Below are 17,447 nucleotides of genomic sequence, written 5' to 3'. Positions count from 1 at the left end.
CACACCAATTGTCTTAAAGTGGATTCTGAGAGTGTGTTTGAAAGTGTCTTTGAAAACGTGCTGTAAAGATGCCCTAGCTATTATGGTAATCTTTCCCTAACCCTTCTCAGCCACACTCAACCATGATTTGATTTTAGATTTTAGATTTTAGATTTTAGATTGGGCTAAAAATACAACTTGATACTCCCGACAAGCCTGCTTGTGGGTTTTTTAGAAAAAAATTTGCTTATTGTTTATTTTTGTAATTGCCAAATTTTAATAGTTTTATCCGCACTAGCGCTCGCAAGAAGTTGGCTATCTGGACTAATGACAACCGAATTGACAGAACCCGTATGGCCGGTGAGAATCCTTAAGCGTTTTCCGGTAGCTAAGTGACGAACCTTAATAAGGCTATCATAACCCCCACTTGCCAGCCATTGCCCATCTGGACTAATTGCCACAGCATTAACCGAATAAGAATGGCCCGACAAAGTACGAACTAACTTGCCGGTGTGGAGATTCCAAATTTTAATCATCTGATCTTCCCCACCACTAACCAAAGTTTGCCCGTCTGGACTAATTGCAATGGAAAAAATACCGCCGGTGTGCCCCACCAAAATATTCATCAATTCTTCCGTTGCCAAATTCCACAAACGAATCGTATGATCTGACCCATCACTTGCCAAAATCAGACCATCGGGACTGATCGCAAAAGACTTTACCGAACCCGTATGGCCGGTTAGCGTACTCACCAACTCGCCACTATCCAAACGCCAAAGTTTAATAGTTTGACTATAAGTGCTGCTGTGACTTGCCACCGTTTGCCCGTCTGGACTAATAGCCACCGGCATCCACACCGAATCTAAACGCGAATATCCCGCAATCAACGTCCTAACTAACTCTCCCTCTGGCAAACTCCACAGCTTAACCGTTCCATCTCCACCCCCACTCACCAAAGTTTGAGCATCTGGACTAATAGCAATACCTTTAACCCCATAAGTATGACCAGTCAGAGAACGAACTAACTCACCGGTTTGCAGCTTCCACAGCTTAATAGTTCCATCTTCGCCGCCACTAACAAGCAAATGCCCATCAGGACTAATTAAAACCGATTTAACCCCGTCAGAATGGCCGGTGAGAGTGTGAATACAAGTCATACTTTGGTTATCTGGCTGGACGTTTACCATTAAAAACTCAGAAAGCAAATCTTATTTTAACAACTGTCGGCGCTGGTTGACTGCTTGCCGGAAGCCCAACACAATCAAAATATTAGAAAGCGTCAAGAAAAACTCAGCCCCACCATGCAGCCAATCCACATTAGCAAGCTGCTCACCATAAACAACTTTCGCATAAATTCCCGCCGGAATCGTCACCCCCACAAACACCAAAGTCATATAAAACCCAATCACTGCCAATTTTGGCGCTTGTTTGTTGCGACTGAGAAACCACAAAAACCCCAAATAGGGAAACAGCGAAAAAGCAAACAAAAACTCTTTAGAAATCATTCCTCTCCCCCAAACTCACCCTTAGTTTCCTTTTCTTGCAGTCTTTCCCCCCGCCACAGCCACCAAGCCGCCGCACACAGAGTAAAGTTATTGAGTACAGTCATCGCCGCTTGCACTGTAACCAACCATTCCAGCGACTCAGGATTATCAAAAAAATGCCAAGTACAAGCACACATCGCACTTACCAAAGCCGGCAACATCGCCACAGCAAAAAACTTCCACCCCCAACTACCCATTAACTCCCCATAAACCCAAATCAACCAAATGGCCCCTATCCATTCAATCACACTCGACACATGAATCATCCAAGTAGGAATCGAAAGCGCGTGCATCGAACATCCCCTCCCAACCAAAAAAACCACTCCACCATCTTACGTCACCCAAACCTCCAAACCCAACCAATAACCCATCTGCGTTAATCAGCGTCCATCTGCGGTTAAAAAAAAATCAACTATGAAAAAAATAAAAGCAATTTGTTGTGGCTATTACGGCAAAGGAAACGGAGGAGACGAAGCCCTCCTAGCCACCCTCCTACAAATGTTACCCCCACATATAACCCCCATCGTCCTCTCTGGCAACCCCCAACAAACCCAAAAAAGCTATGGAGTTTATGCCTGTGATCGAATGAACACTTGGCAAGTTTTGCAAGCCTTAAAAGAAGCCCAAATATTTATCTGGGGAGGCGGTAGTTTAATCCAAGATTCCACCAGCGCTATCAGCCCTTTATATTACACCGGCCTGATGGCACTTGCCCAAAAAATGAACTTAAAAACAATTGCCTGGGCACAAGGAATTGGCCCCCTCAAACGCCCTCTCACTCGTGAAATTGCCAAACGCACTTTTGCCGGCACAAACATTATCAGCGTTCGTGATCGCGGCAGTGCAGAATTATTATCTAATTGGCAAATTCCTTTTAGTTTAGCCCCCGATCCTGTCTGGGCTTTAGAATCATCTCCTGTGCCTGGTTTATGGGATTTACCCGCCCCAAAAGTTGCCATAACATTACGTCAACATCCCTTATTAACTCCCGCCCGCCTCCAAATTCTCACCCGCGCTTTAATTGATTTCCAAAAAGCCACAAAAACTTTTATTTTATTATTACCTTTCCAAGCTTCTCAAGATTTAGCTATTGCCCAAGAACTCCACAGCCATTTGGGAGAAAAAAGTCAGATTTTACAGCTAGAAAACCCTCGCCAATTAAAAGGAGTTTTTCGTGGTGTAGATATGGCAATTGGGATGCGTTTACATAGTTTAATTATGGCGGCGGCTGAGGAATGCCGGTGTTTTGGCCTCAGCTATGACCCAAAAGTAAAGCAATTGATGACAGAATTAGACATCCCTGGCTACGAATTATCACAACTTCCTGATAATTCCCTTGCCATTAGTACCGCTTGGATCGAACATTATGCTAATGGGGAAGCTTTAATGCCGGTGCAAATAAAAGCGCTTATAGATCGCGCTCACATCCATCAAGAAATCTTACATCAATTGTAGGGCTATAGGGCGATGCTCTGCCCACGATTAGGGATGCCGACAGAGTATCACCCTACTTACATATTGACAAAAAAATAAAATTGTGCTTTTTTCTTTTCAAAATTTAGAAGCGCCCATAAATTTAATTTCAGCACCTACCTTGAGATAGAAGCAAAGCCAACTACAAAAAAGATACATTAAATGCCATGCCGGCTGAAAGCTCAAACAGCTTGGCACTCCCAAGGACTTTACTGAACAATCTCTCATACCAAAATAGTCATATATGCACTTAGAACTCTGGCCGGGTAATGTTTATCCTCTCGGTTCCTATTGGGATGGAAAAGGAACAAACTTCGCCCTTTTTACCGAAAACGCCACAAAAGTTGAACTTTGTTTATTTGACAAAGACGGCAAAGAAGAACGTCTCGAACTCAAAGAATATGATAACCAAACTTGGCATGGTTATATCCCCGGAGTAGCCCCCGGACAACAATATGGTTTCCGCGTTCATGGCCCCTATGAACCCAATAACGGCCATCGTTTTAACCCTAATAAACTTGTCCTTGATCCCTATGCCAAAGAAATCGATGGAGACTTTACCGACAGCCCCGAAATTTTTGGTTATGCGATTGGGGATGAAGAGGAAGATTTATCTTACAACGAAGTAGATAGCGCCCCATTTGTTCCCAAAGCAGTTGTTATTGATGATACCTTTGATTGGGAAGGCGACCAACTTTTACGGACTCCTTTTCACGAATCAATTATTTATGAAGTTCATGTAAAAGGCTTTAGCAAACTGCAACCCAATATCGAAGAAGAATATCGCGGAACTTATGCGGGGTTAGCACATCCTGCTAGTATTGCTCACTTGCAATCTTTGGGAATTACCGCAGTAGAATTGTTGCCGGTTCATCACTTTTTTAGCCATCCGGGGTATCTCACCGGCAAAGGTTTAAAAAATTATTGGGGTTACGACAGTCTGAATTTTTTTGCCCCCTATAAAGGCTACAGTTCTGACCAAACGCCGGGGGGTGCAGCCCGCGAATTTAAGGAAATGGTAAAAGCCTTACATAAGGCCGGTATTGAAGTCATTTTAGACGTGGTTTATAACCACACCGGCGAAGGCAACCACATGGGCCCAACGCTATCATTTCGTGGCATCGATAACGTCAGCTATTACCGCACAGTAGAAGGTGATGCGCGTTATTATATGGACTTCACCGGCTGCGGAAATTCTCTCAACGTACGTCATCCTCAAGTGCTGAAACTAATCATGGATAGTTTGCGCTACTGGGTATTAGAAATGCACGTTGATGGCTTCCGTTTTGACTTGGCATCAGCGTTAGCACGAGAATTGTATGATGTCAATAACTTGTCGGGATTTTTTAACATTATCCACCAAGATCCAGTTTTGGCAGATGTGAAATTAATTGCCGAACCTTGGGACTTGGGAACTGGCGGTTATCAAGTGGGTAATTTCCCCTTACTCTGGTGTGAATGGAACGGGAAATATCGTGATTGTGTACGCGATTTTTGGCGCAGTGAAGATCAAACCTTGGGCGAATTTGCCTATCGTTTCACCGGCAGTTCTGACCTCTATCAAAGCAACGGACGTAGCCCCTATGCCAGCATTAACTTTATCACAGCCCACGATGGTTTTACGCTGGCAGATTTGGTGAGCTATAACGAAAAACACAACGAAGCAAACGGTGAAAATAACTGCGATGGCGAAAGCCATAACCGTTCGTGGAATTGTGGTGTAGAAGGCGAGACAGATGACCCAGATGTGTTGGCGACGAGGGAACGCCAAAAACGCAATTTCTTGGTAACGCTATTTCTATCTCAAGGTATCCCGATGATTGTTTATGGGGATGAGATGGAACGCAGCCAAAAGGGTAATAATAATGCCTATTGCCAAGATAATGAGATTGCTTGGATTAATTGGGATTTCCCCAAAGAAAAAGAAGAGTTGTTAGATTTTACTCGTCAACTTATTTTCTTCCGCCGCAAACATCCGGTTTTCCGCCGCCGCAAATGGTTCCAAGGCCGGCCTATTTATGGCAAAACCATCAGCGATATTGGTTGGTATAACTACGATGGTAGCGAAATGGGTGATGAAGAGTGGAATAGCGGTTTTGCGAAGTCAATGGCGGTGTTTTTAAACGGCCAAGAAATTACTCGTGTTAATGCTAGAGGTCAACGCATTATGGATGAGAGTTTCTTGGTGATTTTTAACGCTTACTGGGAAATGCTGGACTTTAGTTTGCCAGAGGTGATGCAAAAGGATCAGTGGGAGGTTGTCATTGATACCAAAGAACCGACTTTTGTTAAGGAAGGGTTGATTTATACGGATGGTAAAAAAGTGCCGGTTACTGGCCGGTCGGTGGTGGTCTTACGCCGGCTTACCTAATGCTTTGCCAAAATAAACCCTTGTAACTAAAAACCCGGTTTCTTGCGGAAACCGGGTTTTTTATTGCTGGAATGTTAAAAAAACAATGTTTATTAACTTTTCTCAAACTAAGTTATCTCCCATCTCTTCACAGCTTTCTAAGCTCTCCGGATCGACATAGTGGCAAACTGCCTCATCGAAGCAAATTAAGGCCCATCCCGCCTCATCTATTCCCATGAGTTTATAGCTTGTGTCTTGGATAAAAAATCCTTTGTGATTACGGGTTTCTGGCTTGACTGCTACATCTTGACCGGTCATAATTATTTAGGCTCCAATTTTATTTGATGGTTTTTAAACAGATAAAAAAGTTTTATCGTTGTGGTTATAAAATCCTATCATTAAATCCGTGCGTTTTGGGTTAATTTATGTTAATAACTATACTAATTTTTGTTAAGTAATGCTACAATATATAACAAAGCAACCCCAAAAAAAATTTGGCTGCACTTTAATCAGTACAGCCGTCCATTTTTTAGATTCAGAAACGTTCTTTCAAAGCTGGACGTGCATTTATTCTGCACTACCACCGCCCTTGTTAGGTTTTTGGAGGTTATCAGGATCAACATAGTGACATACAGCATCATCAATGCAAATTAAGGCCCAGCCAGATTCATCAATACCCATTAGCTTATAGGAGGCCGGTTGAATAAAAAAGCCTTTGTGATTGCGGGTTTGGGGTTTGATATTAACGTTATTCTCAAGGCTCATCGTTTTCTCCTGCGGTTTACATAAGTTAAGGTTTTGAAAGCTATAGGATTTTCTAATCCTTAAGTAAACCACAGTTTATCATTAGAATTTGACTTTTTGAGTGAAGTTATTTAAATAAATATTACGAAATCTAAATAAAACCAGCGTTTTAGACACTCAAAAGAGCACAAAACGCTGGAAATAAAAATTTAGCCTTCATACAACCAAGCTTTGACGCGCTGTAAGCTTGGCCATTCGGGTTTTCTGGTTAATCCTTCGTCGAGACTTTGAAGCAGTTCAGTTTTCAATTCTGAGGAAACCATAATTAACTGCATAGCGGTGTCAACATGGGGACGAACACCTTTTTGCTTAGTTTCGAGCATAGCGATAGCCAAATTCACCCGTGCTTGAGGATCGTGGGGATTGAGTTTGACAGCTTTTTGAGCCGCTTTTAATGCTTGAGCAGGTTTGTTATCTAGCAGATAAAGCCAAGCCAAACAAGTCCAAGAGGAGCTATTTTTGGAGGAGCGGTCGCAAATATCTTTAAAAAGAGGAATTAGAGTAGTGGGCCCCTCACCGGCTTTATAGCGTTCAAGACCTTGGTCAAAAAGAGCTTCGGGAGTTTGAGTTTGATTCATAAACAAGAGTTTGGTGGGCAATCGGCCACTATTAATAATCAAGGGTGGGTGGCCGGTAGTGGTTGGCCGGTGAGTGGAGCAGAGCCCCACCCCCTAAAAAATCTTAAGCCGAAAAAGACTTGCCACAACCGCAAGTTTGATTTGCGTTGGGGTTGGTGAACTGGAAACCACCGCCGATCATAGCATTGCTATAGTCGAGTACCAAACCATAAAGATAAAGCATACTGCGCTTGTCGCAGAGTACCTTAAATCCGTCATAGTCAAAGACCTCATCTTCAGGACGGATATTGCTGACATCTTCAAAATCCATCATATAGGACATCCCAGAGCAGCCACCTTGACGTACACCCACCCGCAGACAAAGATCCTTCCCTTGGCTTTGCCGTAATGAAATCACTTGACGCAAGGCGGCTTCAGTCATTTGAATGCCCCGTTGGGGGGTCTGAGTTGCTTGTGTCATTTTTTTTAAAACTCCTAGTGGCGTAGAGTGGATACTGCATTTACCTCTAGATCTATTGTATCGACTTCTCTAGCACCAGATTATTGATCGCTCAGATACACCCTTAAAGGCAAAAAACTCTCTATGCTTGTAATAGTCGCTTTCAATAGAGCCGCTCACCACCGGCCGGTTTTTTTAAGCCGCTGTAATTGGGGAGTAGTTTATTAAATTAGCGCATCCTATCCATTGCATAGCCCTTGATCGTAGCATTACCGACCGCCCGCCGCCTTGATGGGGTTCTGTTGGTTAAACCGCTTCCTCGTGTAAGATTATTTGTCCATCCTGTTGCCGGAGTCTATGACTGCTCTCAATCACTCTACTCGCCGTCGCCTGCAAAAATTACCCCAAATTCCCAGCGTGTGGGAGGGTGATCGCCGCCCCTTGTCGCCACAAACTGCGGATGATTTAGAATGGGTACCCAGGGAAGCCGACCGACCAGGCGAGTGTATTCTTTGGGTCGATGGTTCTCAGGGTTTTGTCCGTTCAATGGACATGGTGACGCCAGAGATCGGCTCTGAAGCCGTTGTTCGCACGCTGTTACGGGCAATGGAACACCCCCATAACCCGGCTCAACCCGCCCGCCCGCAAAAAATTGTTGTCCGCGACCGCCAATTGCAATTTTATTTACGCGGTGTCCTACAGGGTCTGGAAATTTCTATTGAATATGTCCCTGAATTGCCTCTTATTGATGAAATTTTCCGCAGTTTTCAAGAAGTAGTAAATAATAACCCGCCTACCGTACCGCCACAATATGCTAAGGCGCTTACGGAAAAGTCTTTTGATATTTGGCAGGATGCTCCTTGGGAGTTGTTGGGCGATCACCAAATTCTCAGTATTGAGTTGAAAAAGTGGGATATTGATACGCTCTATGTCTGCGTTTTGGGAATGTTGGGCGTCGATTATGGGGTGTTGTTCTATCGCTCTCTTGAATCGCTACGTCGCTTCCGCGCCTCGGTTTTGTCTCACGATTCTGCTGAAGGTTTAGAAGAAGCTTTTCTCGGTCAAGATTGCTTGTTTTTGAGTTATGAAAGTGCCGAGGAGACTGATGATGAAGATGAAGAGGATTTTGATTTAGCAGATTTGCCTTTATCGGAAATTAAACCGTCTTTTGGTAATCTTCATCCTTTGGAAGGTTTGCGCTCTTTTTTATATGAGGAAGAAGCGCTGGTGGTTTGGGTTGCTCTGGAAGCTTTACATCGTTTTTGGCGCAATGCTCAACACAAACTTGATGAGGAAAATTTGCCGGTTTTGACCAGTAAGTTTCGCATTTCTTTACCTCCGTTTGCTAAGAAAAAAAAGGGCGAAAAGGCTGGGGAGGGTGAAACTCCCCAATCAGAAACTATTTCTGTGAAGGTTTCGACTGAGCCGGAATTAGAACAGGAATTGTTAATGATGGTTCAGGGCGATTTGGAGGAGGATTTTGATGAGGATGAGGAAGATTACCAGCCTTTGTTACGAGATGATTTAGTGCCTGATAATTCATTTCTCAGTTTAGGAATGATGCCTTGGGAAACTGTCCAAAATTTAAGAAATGGCCCTGCTCATCACTTTTCTGTGGCTTCTGTTCAGACTCTTGGCGAAGGATTGCCTATTGTTTTAATTCAAACTTCTCGTCCTAAAGCTAAGGCGATGATTCAAGAGTTGCAAGAGGCCGGTGGGTTAAAAGGTATTTGCTTTAATCCCGGCGAAGATCCTTTTAAAGAAGTTAGTTACGATTTAGGTATTCTCCAAACAGAGGATGGTCAGCTTCATTTGTTTGGTGAGTTTGTTGAGGATGATCCGACTCATGTTGCTGCTCGCAAAAAATGGGAGCAACGTTGTAAAAAAACTAAGGGATTTTGTGGTTTGGTGATTGCTCAGGGTCTTACCGGCGCTGCGAGAGGAAATCCCCAAATTAAGGATATGCTTGGTTTGTTTGAGGTGCGGTGTATCTCCCCTAAAGAGTTAGGAATAGGCAAGCTCCAGCTTGTCTCTCAGTTTGATTTTGAATAATTCTGCTGATCTTGACTTTTATTGTTGTTGAGTTCTGTGGGGAGTTTGGCTCTTATTCTTTTTGGGTGGGGGCCCGTGTCCTTTTCTTTTCAATATTTAATGTTAAATTGTAAAAGTGTGGCGGGGTACGAGTTTAGTGTAAATTCCGTGTGTCGCGTAAAATTATATCCGCTTGAATGATTATTCTTTCACAAAAGAATAGTCGTAGTATCTCACAAAATCACCAAAATAAAATCTTCTATTAGGCTGATATAATTCGGAGCGGAAAAATTCTAACATTTGTTTAATGTTCTCCCCGCCTTACTGCCCCACAAAACGGTAAACCTTGACGATACCAGACAAGTATGGTGAACCCTATTAATCCTCGTTACGCTTCCTATATTCGCTCTCCAGAGAAACCTACGTCAAAGACGGTGGCATCTTTTGCACAGCAATGGGCCAAAAAATATGTCCAAAGTCAGGACAGCGATTTGCAAAAATCTGATTTTTCTACAACACCCGATCAGACAAGAAAAACTGGCTTTGCTAAACGGCTGGAAAATGCCGAAAATCTGCGCCATTCTTTAAGGTTGGCTGTCTCGCTGGCGTGGACAAAAACTGAGACGATTTTGGCAGTGGCGATTAAGCAAAACCAAATTGATCCTCAATTAGTCAATGGATGGGAAATAGCGGCGGATGCTCATAAAATTTATGAGAAACTTTTAGAGTATTATTCCGACGGGGAAACGCCAGAGGCTCTTTCTCTAGCGGTGGGAAAAGAATTACTTCGTTTAACTCAAAGTTATCGCACTCCTGATCCGCGAGTGTTGGGATTTGTGAATTTATTATTCCACCACACCGGCCTATTATTGCTCCAAGAAGTTCCAGAGTTTGAACAAACGCTGCTCGCGGATTATATTAAGGTGATTGAAGAGCACCTCAATATGCCTTTAGTACGACTTTATGCAGCAGCGGCTACCCATCCTCCCGATTCACCGGCCTTATTAGCGGTCATTCAATTGTTGCCTGATATTGGTGAAATTGCTAAATTTGTTAGCGGTCGAATTCAAAAAATGTATCCCAACTACCGCAGTTTTACAGGCAAGTTGAGCGATGTAATTGTTCATCGTTCCAGCCTCCGAGATATAGAAATGTTCCAGGTTTACTTGTGGACTTGCGTATTGGAGGGGAATTTGTCGGCGCTCAAAGACGAATTATTCCCTTTGTGTGTATTACTATATCCGGCTTTGAAGGTAGACTGGGAATTGGTGCGGCAAATGCTTTATTTGCTGGCGCAAGAAATTTCTGGCCACTTAAGTGAAGAACAGCGCTCATTATTTGTGCCCTATTTTAATGCGTGTTGGGAGATGTTCGCGCCCGAAGTTTTTAGCCAAGAAAACCGGCAGGAAACATCGATTGAAGGGTTGGCAAATTGGGTGGCTGGGTAAGGAAAAGTCAATTGGTGCTCTGACCATTTATCAATAATTAACTGTGACCGAAATTAATCTACAAGTCGAACATCCCAACCCCCGACTCGACCGCTATCTGGCCGAACACCTGAGAGATTTTTCTCGCTCCCGAATTCAAGACCTCATAGCACAAGGAAGCGTAAAAGTCAATAGCCAAACCCAAACTTCTAAAAAAATCGCTGTTGGTGCCGGCGACATTATCGAGATTACTATCCCGTCAGCGCAGCCCTTGGAACTGGAAGCCACCGATATTCCGCTGGATATTCTCTATGAAGATGACCACCTAATCATTATCAATAAACCGGCCGGCCTTGTGGTTCATCCAGCAGCCGGTCACGAAAACGACACGCTGGTAAATGCTTTGCTCTACAGATGCCCCAACCTGGCCGGTATTGGCGGAGTGCAGCGACCGGGGATAGTCCACCGGCTCGATAAAGACACTACCGGCGCGCTGGTGGTGGCAAAAACAGACCTTGCTCATCAACATCTGCAAGCCCAACTCAAAGCAAAAACAGCCCGCCGAGAATATTTAGGTATTGTGTACGGAGCTCCAAAAACGGAAACCGGCACAATTGATCAACCGATAGGCCGGCACCCAGTAGACCGCAAAAAAATGGCTGTGGTAGCGGTGGAAAAAGGCGGACGTGCCAGCGTCACCCATTGGCGAATTAAAGAACGCCTCGGCAATTATACTTTAATGCTATTTCAACTAGAAACCGGACGTACTCATCAAATCCGAGTTCACAGTGCCCAGATTGGCCATCCCATTGTCGGCGATCCAATTTATGGCAAAGGTCGTTCTCTTGGCGTGAATATCCCCGGACAAGCTTTGCACGCCGTGCGCTTACAATTACAACATCCCGTAACAGAAGAACTCATAGAAGCCATAGCGCCGCCACCAGAGAGTTTTACAACGCTTTTAGAAGTCTTACGCCGGCGCCGGTAGGGGTCAGTGGTGGAGGTGGAGCGGCTGTAGACCGGCCTCAAAAATCCCCAATAAAAATTTAGGGGCCAGCTTCTAGGTACTGCTGAACGCGGCAATAATACCCGCCCATAGCAACTAGATTCTAGCCCCTAAAACTAAGCCAAAACCTTCAACAAGAGAAGATTAACGACGGCGAGGAACAGCGCTTTCGTAGTTGAGGTTAAACACAGAAACGCGGGGAACATTGGTAATGTTAGGCGCAACTTCCCGTGCCATACCCAAGTAGCGGTTGGGATCGCCCTCTTTGGCTTGTTTTTCTTGGGGAGTAAAGCGGCGGACTTGGTTTTGCCAAATCACTTGAGGGAAGCCCAACTGAGAACGATGGTATTCACCATAGCGGGGAGTTTTCAGGTTAAAGGGAGTTTCACCTTTGGCCCGTTGGGGGAGAATGCGGCGCAGTTGGTAGGGCACCGTATGGTCACCAAAGTTGTTTAAGTATTCATCGCTATCGAGCAAGGCATTGATAAAGCCATCTAAGCCTTTAGTAGCCAGCACAATAGACCATGCAATTTTTTCGCGTTCGCTGTACACATCGCGGCCTAAAACGCGCTGTACGCACAACTCAACAAAGCGGTAATTGCTGTTGGGTTCGTAGTTTAGCCGGCGGAAAGCGTCAGAAGTTGCCAAACCGCGAATGAAGTCCCGGACGGTGATTTGACCGTATTTAAGCTGAGATTCCAACAAAGTTTGACGGTTGCTTTTGAGGATTTGGTGTTCGCTGAAAATTTGGCGGTATGCAGCCCAAATTAAATCATCGACTTCTGCCGGGTCTAGCACGTTTTCAGTGGTATAAATTCTCGGCTTTTCTTCACCCGGTGTTTCATAGCCGGCAACGCGCTGGTTTTGACTTTTGGGTGTGTATTCTAGCAATGGAATAGCCACGTCCGAATCTCCGTTATCTCAAAAATTTGTTTGTCAGTTGTCTGAGGCAGGCACAGGGGCACTGCCCGTACAATTCTCAGTTGCCGTTTGTTTTTAACTTTTGACCCCTGAGTTTTGACGGCTGACGTTATAGCAGACAACACTCAGGTTAAGGGATTTGGGCGATCTGCGGCTTACTTTTCTGAAGAAATGCAACAATCTGTAACATTTTTTGTCTTAAGCATTCGCGCCGCCGCGCCAAAAAGCCAAAGGGTCAGCGACCGGCGGGCAATGGGGCCAATTTTGTAACCAGATTTCTTGCTGTTTGGCCTCCATTCCTTCGGTGTAAGGCGGTTCTAAGCCTAAACCCAGGCAAAGATGCTGAATAGTTGCTAAAAACTGCCCTTGGTGGCCGGCGGTGCCTAAATGAGCGTGAGCATATTCGTGGGCAACAACGCTCAACCAGTCGGGCCGGTGAAGGCGTCCAGCGTCGATTAAAATTGCCACAGGCTCGACTTTAAGATTACAAAACGCATCTACACCCAACTTTTGCGCTAAAGGTGCAGCAAAAATTTGAATCTTTTTCCGTTGTTCTGGATAAAAGCAGCTATGACAAGCTTGCAAATATTCTCCCAGTTCAGCATTCACCGGCTCAATATTTTTGCCAATCCAGCTACAGATGCGGATACGCTCAACAATATCCTCACTCAACGCGATCATGTCTGACTCTAAAGCCAGCCTTCGCATTGTCTTAAGATATTCCGTACCCTTCTCTACAGCATCACAACAGACCACCCCCTCTTCAGATTTTTGCTCAAAACCTGTCAACCATCTGCGTTCATCTGCGTTCATCTGCGGTAAAAAACAACTACCAACCCAAAACCGAATAAAATTCTTGACTGTTGCTGGCCGGCTGGCTGGTTGCTTGAGAATTCTCCGCCTCTGCAATAACGCGGGTTTCGGTACAAAAAGACGCAGTGCTAAATCCGCCAAATCGTTTAACTGTGCTGGTTCTCATCCGCACATTCGGTGCGGCAAACCAAAACCGCTCGACGGAACTCATGGTTTCATATTCGGTAATTAATATCAACGCACCGTCTTCATCAACAATATACTCACCGGCCACCGGCACAATCTCGGCATAACCGCGTTCGCGTAACATTTTGCCTTTGTTGGGGTCTTCTGCATCCGGCACAATGGCAAAGACGGTTTCGCCGCTATGATTTTCGTCTTCTTTGTCCCACTGCATTACTCCCTGCCATTTCACAAAGGCTCCACCGGCTGCTAAATTGGGAGCGACTCCGTGTAATTCACAGATTTCTGCAACTTTTGGGTCATCGGCGGCTAGGGTTTCGACGGTGATTTCGGAATCTCCTAGCTCGGCTCGTCTAAAAGGTAGATGGTGGGTGCCGCGTTGTGATATCCATTTTCCGGCACTTTTTTCAAAAAACTCCATTGCATTCATTTTTGTTATCTTCCTTTTTTTCAACCAGGAGTGCGGCTTTCTCGTTTTTTATGATATAGCTTCGCGGCTTGGGTTTAATTTTGTGTTGGCTGCGATCTTGTAATGTATATTACCAACTCTTTGTCAAGCCTCTGTTACGATAATTTACAATTAAGTCGAGACAAAGAGGCGGGCAACCACGTCCTCTTATGTGTCAGCCAATAACAAGCAGAGGAGTGAATGGTTATGGAACTTCCTACGCAACTCACTTTAGAGCAAGAATTCAAAATGCAAATTTTGCGCGAACAAGTCAAGAATTTGAGCAGAGAGCAAGCTCAAGATTATTTGATTGAAGTCCTCAAACAAAATATGGTGAAAGATAATCTATTTAAGCACTTCTTGAAAAAAGCGGCCTAGAAACATTGGCCAATGGCAAAAATCCCCCCTTTTTGAAGGGGGGTATCGCAGGCTCATGGTGATTCATTAATGGACAAATTTAACCAAACCGGCCACTGACATATTCTTGGGTGGCTTCTTTGGCGGGGTTGTGGAAAATTATTTGCGTTTCGTCGTATTCAACCAAATAGCCAACTCTACCGCCTTTTTGGGTTGGTTCGACGTTAAAAAATGCTGTCATGTCGGAGACGCGAGAGGCTTGCTGCATATTGTGCGTCACGATAACAATTGTGTACTGTTGTTTGAGTTCGTGCAGCACTTCTTCAATTCTGAGGGTGGAAATCGGATCGAGTGCAGAGCAGGGTTCATCCATTAAAATTACATCGGGTTGAACTGCTAAAGCTCTGGCAATACAAAGACGTTGTTGTTGACCCCCCGATAAGGCTAAACCGCTTTGGCGGAGTTTGTCTTTGACTTCTTCCCACAAAGCGGCTTGTTTGAGAGAACGTTCTACGAGTTCATCCATATCACCTCGGTAGCCGTTGATACGGGCTCCAAAGGCGACGTTATCGTAGATTGATTTGGGGAAGGGGTTGGGTTTTTGAAAGACCATCCCGATGCGCCGGCGGAGTTCTACGGGATCGATATCTGAGGCGTAAATGTTTTGTCCGTTGTAGGAAATTCCGCCGTTGGCTTTAAATCCTTTAATGAGGTCGTTCAGCCGGTTGTAACAGCGCAAAAGGGTACTTTTACCGCATCCTGACGGGCCAATAAAGGCAGTAATTTTGTTTTTGGGAATATCTAATGAGACATTCTTGAGGGCGAGAAAATTTCCGTAATAGACGGATACATCTTCTGTGCGTAAAACGTTGGACGTGGGTCTTTCGAGCAGGGAATTAGAAGCCATAAAATATCTAAATAGTGGGTTAGGATTCGCAGTGCTATTTCCCTCAATATCGCAGTGCTAGTACGGGCGAGGATACCTACAGATATCTGCTAAGCGCCTAAATCTAGGTGAACCGGCCCCTCCGAACTGTGACGGTTAGGGAAATTTAGTAACTTGGTTGCTATGTCTTTTCTGCTAGGTTTTGCTACGAACGAATCCGACAGTCTGGGACGGTAGTTTGATGGGAAGATTTTAGACCATTACCTCAATGAATCTCACCGTCAAAGATCATGGAATTCTACAGTCATCTAAAATCTGCGTTTTTTGGGTGTCTTCTTTAAGGCTCAGCCAGCGACTTTGGGGTGGCGGTGAGTCTTGCGTTGACTTGTTTGCCCTTCAGTTTTTGAGGCTGAAATGCGGCTGTGTTGTTTTTGAAACAGGCGAGTGACCTGGTGAGAATTTCATGGTTGGTAAATTTTTACTGTATTTATTATCACCATTAGTGTCTCTGTGTTTAATTTTTTAGGCCGGCTTTATTGGTTAAGTTTCTTTAAAACCGCCTGGGCGACTGCGGAGCATTGCTTTGATTTTTAGCTGCATTAGCTGGGTTTCCGCCTTGGCAGGATAATTTTTGTTTTTTTGGCCAACCCCTTGACAAAATTATTAAATTGTGAATTTTGACTGCCAAAAAAGGGAGATGCCAATGGCTAATTATACAATCGGCAGGTTTAAAAAATGTTAAGGGCAGTTTAAGAATAGGTAGTGGGAGCGAATATCTGCCGGTGGGGGAATACTGTTGATGTCGAGTTAGAGTGATAAAATGCCTATGCACTTAGGCTATCAAACAAATTAATGCCATGTTGCTCTTTCTAGTTTTGGTTTTACCGGCTCTGGCTAACACTGGCTAAGAAGCTGAAACTGCTACTTACAAAAGTAGTCAGCATAAAGTTAAATTTTAAAGAAATGCAAAAATTGCTGATGCCCAAATCCCTTGAGTTAGTGTACGCTCTAATTGGCTTGCTGTTGACTATCGGTGGCACATTTGTGGAGGCTTCAATTGCTGGGTTGTCTTTGAAGTGGGGACAAGATGTGGTCTTGTTTCAGTCTTTGGGGGTTTCTTATCAAATTGGGGCGGTGCTGTTGGTGGGGTGTTTGGGTGGAAAAAATGCCGGTGCTTTGTCTCAAATAGCTTATCTGGTTTTGGGTTTGACTGGGATGCCGGTTTTTACCAAGGGAGGGGGTTTTGAGTATCTAAGGGAACCTTCGTTTGGATATTTATTAGGGTTTATTCCTGGGGCTTGGGTTTGTGGTTGGCTGGCTTTTCAGGCGCCGGTGCGTTTAGAGTTTTTGGCGTTGAGTTGTATTGGTGGTTTGTTAGTGGTTCATTTGGTTGGGTTGGGGGTTTTGGGGTTGAGTTGTGGTTTGGATGCTAATTTGTGGGTACCGGCTGCTATGAAATATTCTTTGCATCCTTTACCCGGACAGTTGGCTGTGGTTTGTGCGGTTTCGGTTTTGGCTTTTATTTTGCGTCAAATGATGTTTTATTAAACCGGCAATTTGATGAAGCAAGGAAAGGTCAAATTACCAAGGTTGCCAAACCCGAACAAAATTTACAGGAATCGATAGGCGCTTTTACGAGTAACAGAGAAATGATTAAGTTTAAAAACCGGCTGTTTTGGATTGTTGCATTTTTTAGTTTGGCAATTGACCATCTAACAAAATTATTGGTCGTGCAAAATTTTAAACTGGGGGAAAGTTGGCCGCTTATTAAGGGCGTTTTTCATTTTACTTATGTAACAAATCCGGGGGCGGCGTTTAGTTTATTTAGTCAAAATGGGGGTTGGTTGCGTTGGTTGTCTTTGGGGGTGAGTTTGGCAATTATGGCTTATGCTGGGTTGGGGCCAAGGCTGGATCGCTGGGAACAAATCGGTTTTGGTTTTATTTTAGGCGGGGCGCTGGGCAATGGCATTGATCGGTTTTTGACCGGCGAAGTGGTGGATTTTTTAGATTTTCGCTTGATTCGCTTTCCCGTTTTTAATTTGGCGGATGTTTTTATTAATATTGGCATTGTTTGTCTGCTTTTGGTGGCGCTGCAACAACCGCCGGCTGCTCGCAAAGATAACGGAGGAAGTCTTTAAGGAATTGTTTACCCAACCGGCACAGCGCCAAATGTTTATGATCAATAAATACTCGCTATCTGGAGCAATG

At 44.4% G+C, this 17,447-nt stretch carries 19 protein-coding genes; 8 read left to right on the top strand and 11 right to left on the bottom strand.

The window, feature by feature from the left end:
- Window positions 1-233: 233 nt before the first annotated feature.
- The 3 genes from NG798_RS13685 to NG798_RS13675 are packed head-to-tail and all read right to left on the bottom strand — an operon-like array spanning window position 234 to window position 1,816.
- A complete protein-coding gene (locus NG798_RS13685; RefSeq protein WP_261223698.1) occupies window positions 234-1,184 on the bottom strand; it encodes a WD40 repeat domain-containing protein in 951 nt (316 codons plus the stop codon).
- 3 nt (window positions 1,185-1,187) lie between these two features.
- Window positions 1,188-1,484, bottom strand: coding sequence for a DUF3593 domain-containing protein (locus tag NG798_RS13680; protein WP_261223696.1), 297 nt, complete (start codon window positions 1,482-1,484; stop codon window positions 1,188-1,190).
- Complete coding sequence (locus NG798_RS13675; protein ID WP_261223694.1) at window positions 1,481-1,816, bottom strand: DUF2499 domain-containing protein; 336 nt, start codon at window positions 1,814-1,816, stop codon at window positions 1,481-1,483. The genes NG798_RS13680 and NG798_RS13675 overlap by 4 nt, the downstream gene beginning before the upstream one ends.
- Before the next feature lie 121 nt (window positions 1,817-1,937).
- On the opposite strand from NG798_RS13675, the gene csaB reads away from it, so the two are divergent.
- Window positions 1,938-2,978, top strand: coding sequence for a polysaccharide pyruvyl transferase CsaB (gene csaB / locus NG798_RS13670; RefSeq protein ID WP_261223692.1), 1,041 nt, complete (start codon window positions 1,938-1,940; stop codon window positions 2,976-2,978).
- A gap of 262 nt (window positions 2,979-3,240) precedes the next feature.
- Window positions 3,241-5,367 (top strand): glycogen debranching protein GlgX, encoded by a 2,127-nt coding sequence (glgX, locus tag NG798_RS13665; RefSeq protein WP_261223690.1) that lies wholly within the window; start codon window positions 3,241-3,243, stop codon window positions 5,365-5,367.
- A 102-nt stretch (window positions 5,368-5,469) separates the two neighbouring features.
- Here glgX and NG798_RS13660 read toward each other — a convergent pair whose 3' ends face one another.
- The 4 genes from NG798_RS13660 to NG798_RS13645 form a co-directional block, all read right to left on the bottom strand.
- Window positions 5,470-5,664, bottom strand: coding sequence for a hypothetical protein (locus NG798_RS13660; protein WP_261223688.1), 195 nt, complete (start codon window positions 5,662-5,664; stop codon window positions 5,470-5,472).
- Window positions 5,665-5,913: 249 nt separating this feature from the next.
- A complete protein-coding gene (locus NG798_RS13655; RefSeq protein ID WP_261223686.1) occupies window positions 5,914-6,111 on the bottom strand; it encodes a hypothetical protein in 198 nt (65 codons plus the stop codon).
- Window positions 6,112-6,299: 188 nt separating this feature from the next.
- On the bottom strand, window positions 6,300-6,728 hold the full coding sequence (locus tag NG798_RS13650) for a M48 family metallopeptidase (RefSeq protein ID WP_261223684.1): 429 nt from the start codon (window positions 6,726-6,728) through the stop codon (window positions 6,300-6,302).
- A 103-nt stretch (window positions 6,729-6,831) separates the two neighbouring features.
- The gene (locus tag NG798_RS13645; RefSeq protein ID WP_261223682.1) at window positions 6,832-7,188 is read right to left on the bottom strand and encodes an iron-sulfur cluster assembly accessory protein; all 357 of its coding nucleotides are present in this window, start codon (window positions 7,186-7,188) and stop codon (window positions 6,832-6,834) included.
- A 336-nt stretch (window positions 7,189-7,524) separates the two neighbouring features.
- Between NG798_RS13645 and NG798_RS13640 the strand changes: the two genes are divergently transcribed.
- The 3 genes from NG798_RS13640 (at window position 7,525) to NG798_RS13630 (ending at window position 11,613) form a co-directional block, all read left to right on the top strand.
- Entirely contained in the window at window positions 7,525-9,219 is a 1,695-nt protein-coding gene (locus tag NG798_RS13640) for a DUF6930 domain-containing protein (protein WP_261223680.1), read from the top strand.
- 344 nt (window positions 9,220-9,563) lie between these two features.
- Complete coding sequence (locus tag NG798_RS13635) at window positions 9,564-10,646, top strand: hypothetical protein (RefSeq protein ID WP_261223677.1); 1,083 nt, start codon at window positions 9,564-9,566, stop codon at window positions 10,644-10,646.
- Between the two features lie 43 nt (window positions 10,647-10,689).
- On the top strand, window positions 10,690-11,613 hold the full coding sequence (locus tag NG798_RS13630) for an RluA family pseudouridine synthase (RefSeq protein WP_261223675.1): 924 nt from the start codon (window positions 10,690-10,692) through the stop codon (window positions 11,611-11,613).
- Window positions 11,614-11,775: 162 nt separating this feature from the next.
- Here NG798_RS13630 and NG798_RS13625 read toward each other — a convergent pair whose 3' ends face one another.
- The 3 genes from NG798_RS13625 to NG798_RS13615 form a co-directional block, all read right to left on the bottom strand.
- Window positions 11,776-12,534, bottom strand: coding sequence for a phycobilisome rod-core linker polypeptide (locus tag NG798_RS13625; RefSeq protein WP_261223672.1), 759 nt, complete (start codon window positions 12,532-12,534; stop codon window positions 11,776-11,778).
- A gap of 216 nt (window positions 12,535-12,750) precedes the next feature.
- Entirely contained in the window at window positions 12,751-13,365 is a 615-nt protein-coding gene (locus NG798_RS13620) for a hypothetical protein (RefSeq protein ID WP_261223670.1), read from the bottom strand.
- 16 nt (window positions 13,366-13,381) lie between these two features.
- Window positions 13,382-13,978: a phycobiliprotein lyase gene (locus NG798_RS13615; protein ID WP_261223668.1), complete on the bottom strand. Its 597-nt coding sequence runs from the start codon at window positions 13,976-13,978 to the stop codon at window positions 13,382-13,384.
- Window positions 13,979-14,203: 225 nt separating this feature from the next.
- On the opposite strand from NG798_RS13615, the gene NG798_RS13610 reads away from it, so the two are divergent.
- Window positions 14,204-14,374, top strand: coding sequence for an NblA/ycf18 family protein (locus NG798_RS13610; RefSeq protein WP_261223666.1), 171 nt, complete (start codon window positions 14,204-14,206; stop codon window positions 14,372-14,374).
- Between the two features lie 79 nt (window positions 14,375-14,453).
- On the opposite strand, the gene pstB is transcribed toward NG798_RS13610, so the two are convergent.
- Window positions 14,454-15,260, bottom strand: coding sequence for a phosphate ABC transporter ATP-binding protein PstB (pstB, locus tag NG798_RS13605; RefSeq protein WP_261223664.1), 807 nt, complete (start codon window positions 15,258-15,260; stop codon window positions 14,454-14,456).
- Between the two features lie 957 nt (window positions 15,261-16,217).
- Between pstB and NG798_RS13600 the strand changes: the two genes are divergently transcribed.
- A complete protein-coding gene (locus tag NG798_RS13600) occupies window positions 16,218-16,787 on the top strand; it encodes a biotin transporter BioY (RefSeq protein ID WP_261223653.1) in 570 nt (189 codons plus the stop codon).
- Window positions 16,788-16,888: 101 nt separating this feature from the next.
- Window positions 16,889-17,377: a signal peptidase II gene (lspA, locus tag NG798_RS13595; RefSeq protein WP_261223651.1), complete on the top strand. Its 489-nt coding sequence runs from the start codon at window positions 16,889-16,891 to the stop codon at window positions 17,375-17,377.
- Window positions 17,378-17,447: the final 70 nt, after the last annotated feature.

This window comes from Ancylothrix sp. D3o (assembly GCF_025370775.1).
In the GTDB taxonomy this organism is placed as follows: Bacteria; Cyanobacteriota; Cyanobacteriia; order Cyanobacteriales; family Oscillatoriaceae; genus Ancylothrix.
The sequence above is the reverse complement of the archived record's forward strand: the minus strand, read 5'-3'. Positions and strand labels throughout refer to the sequence as shown.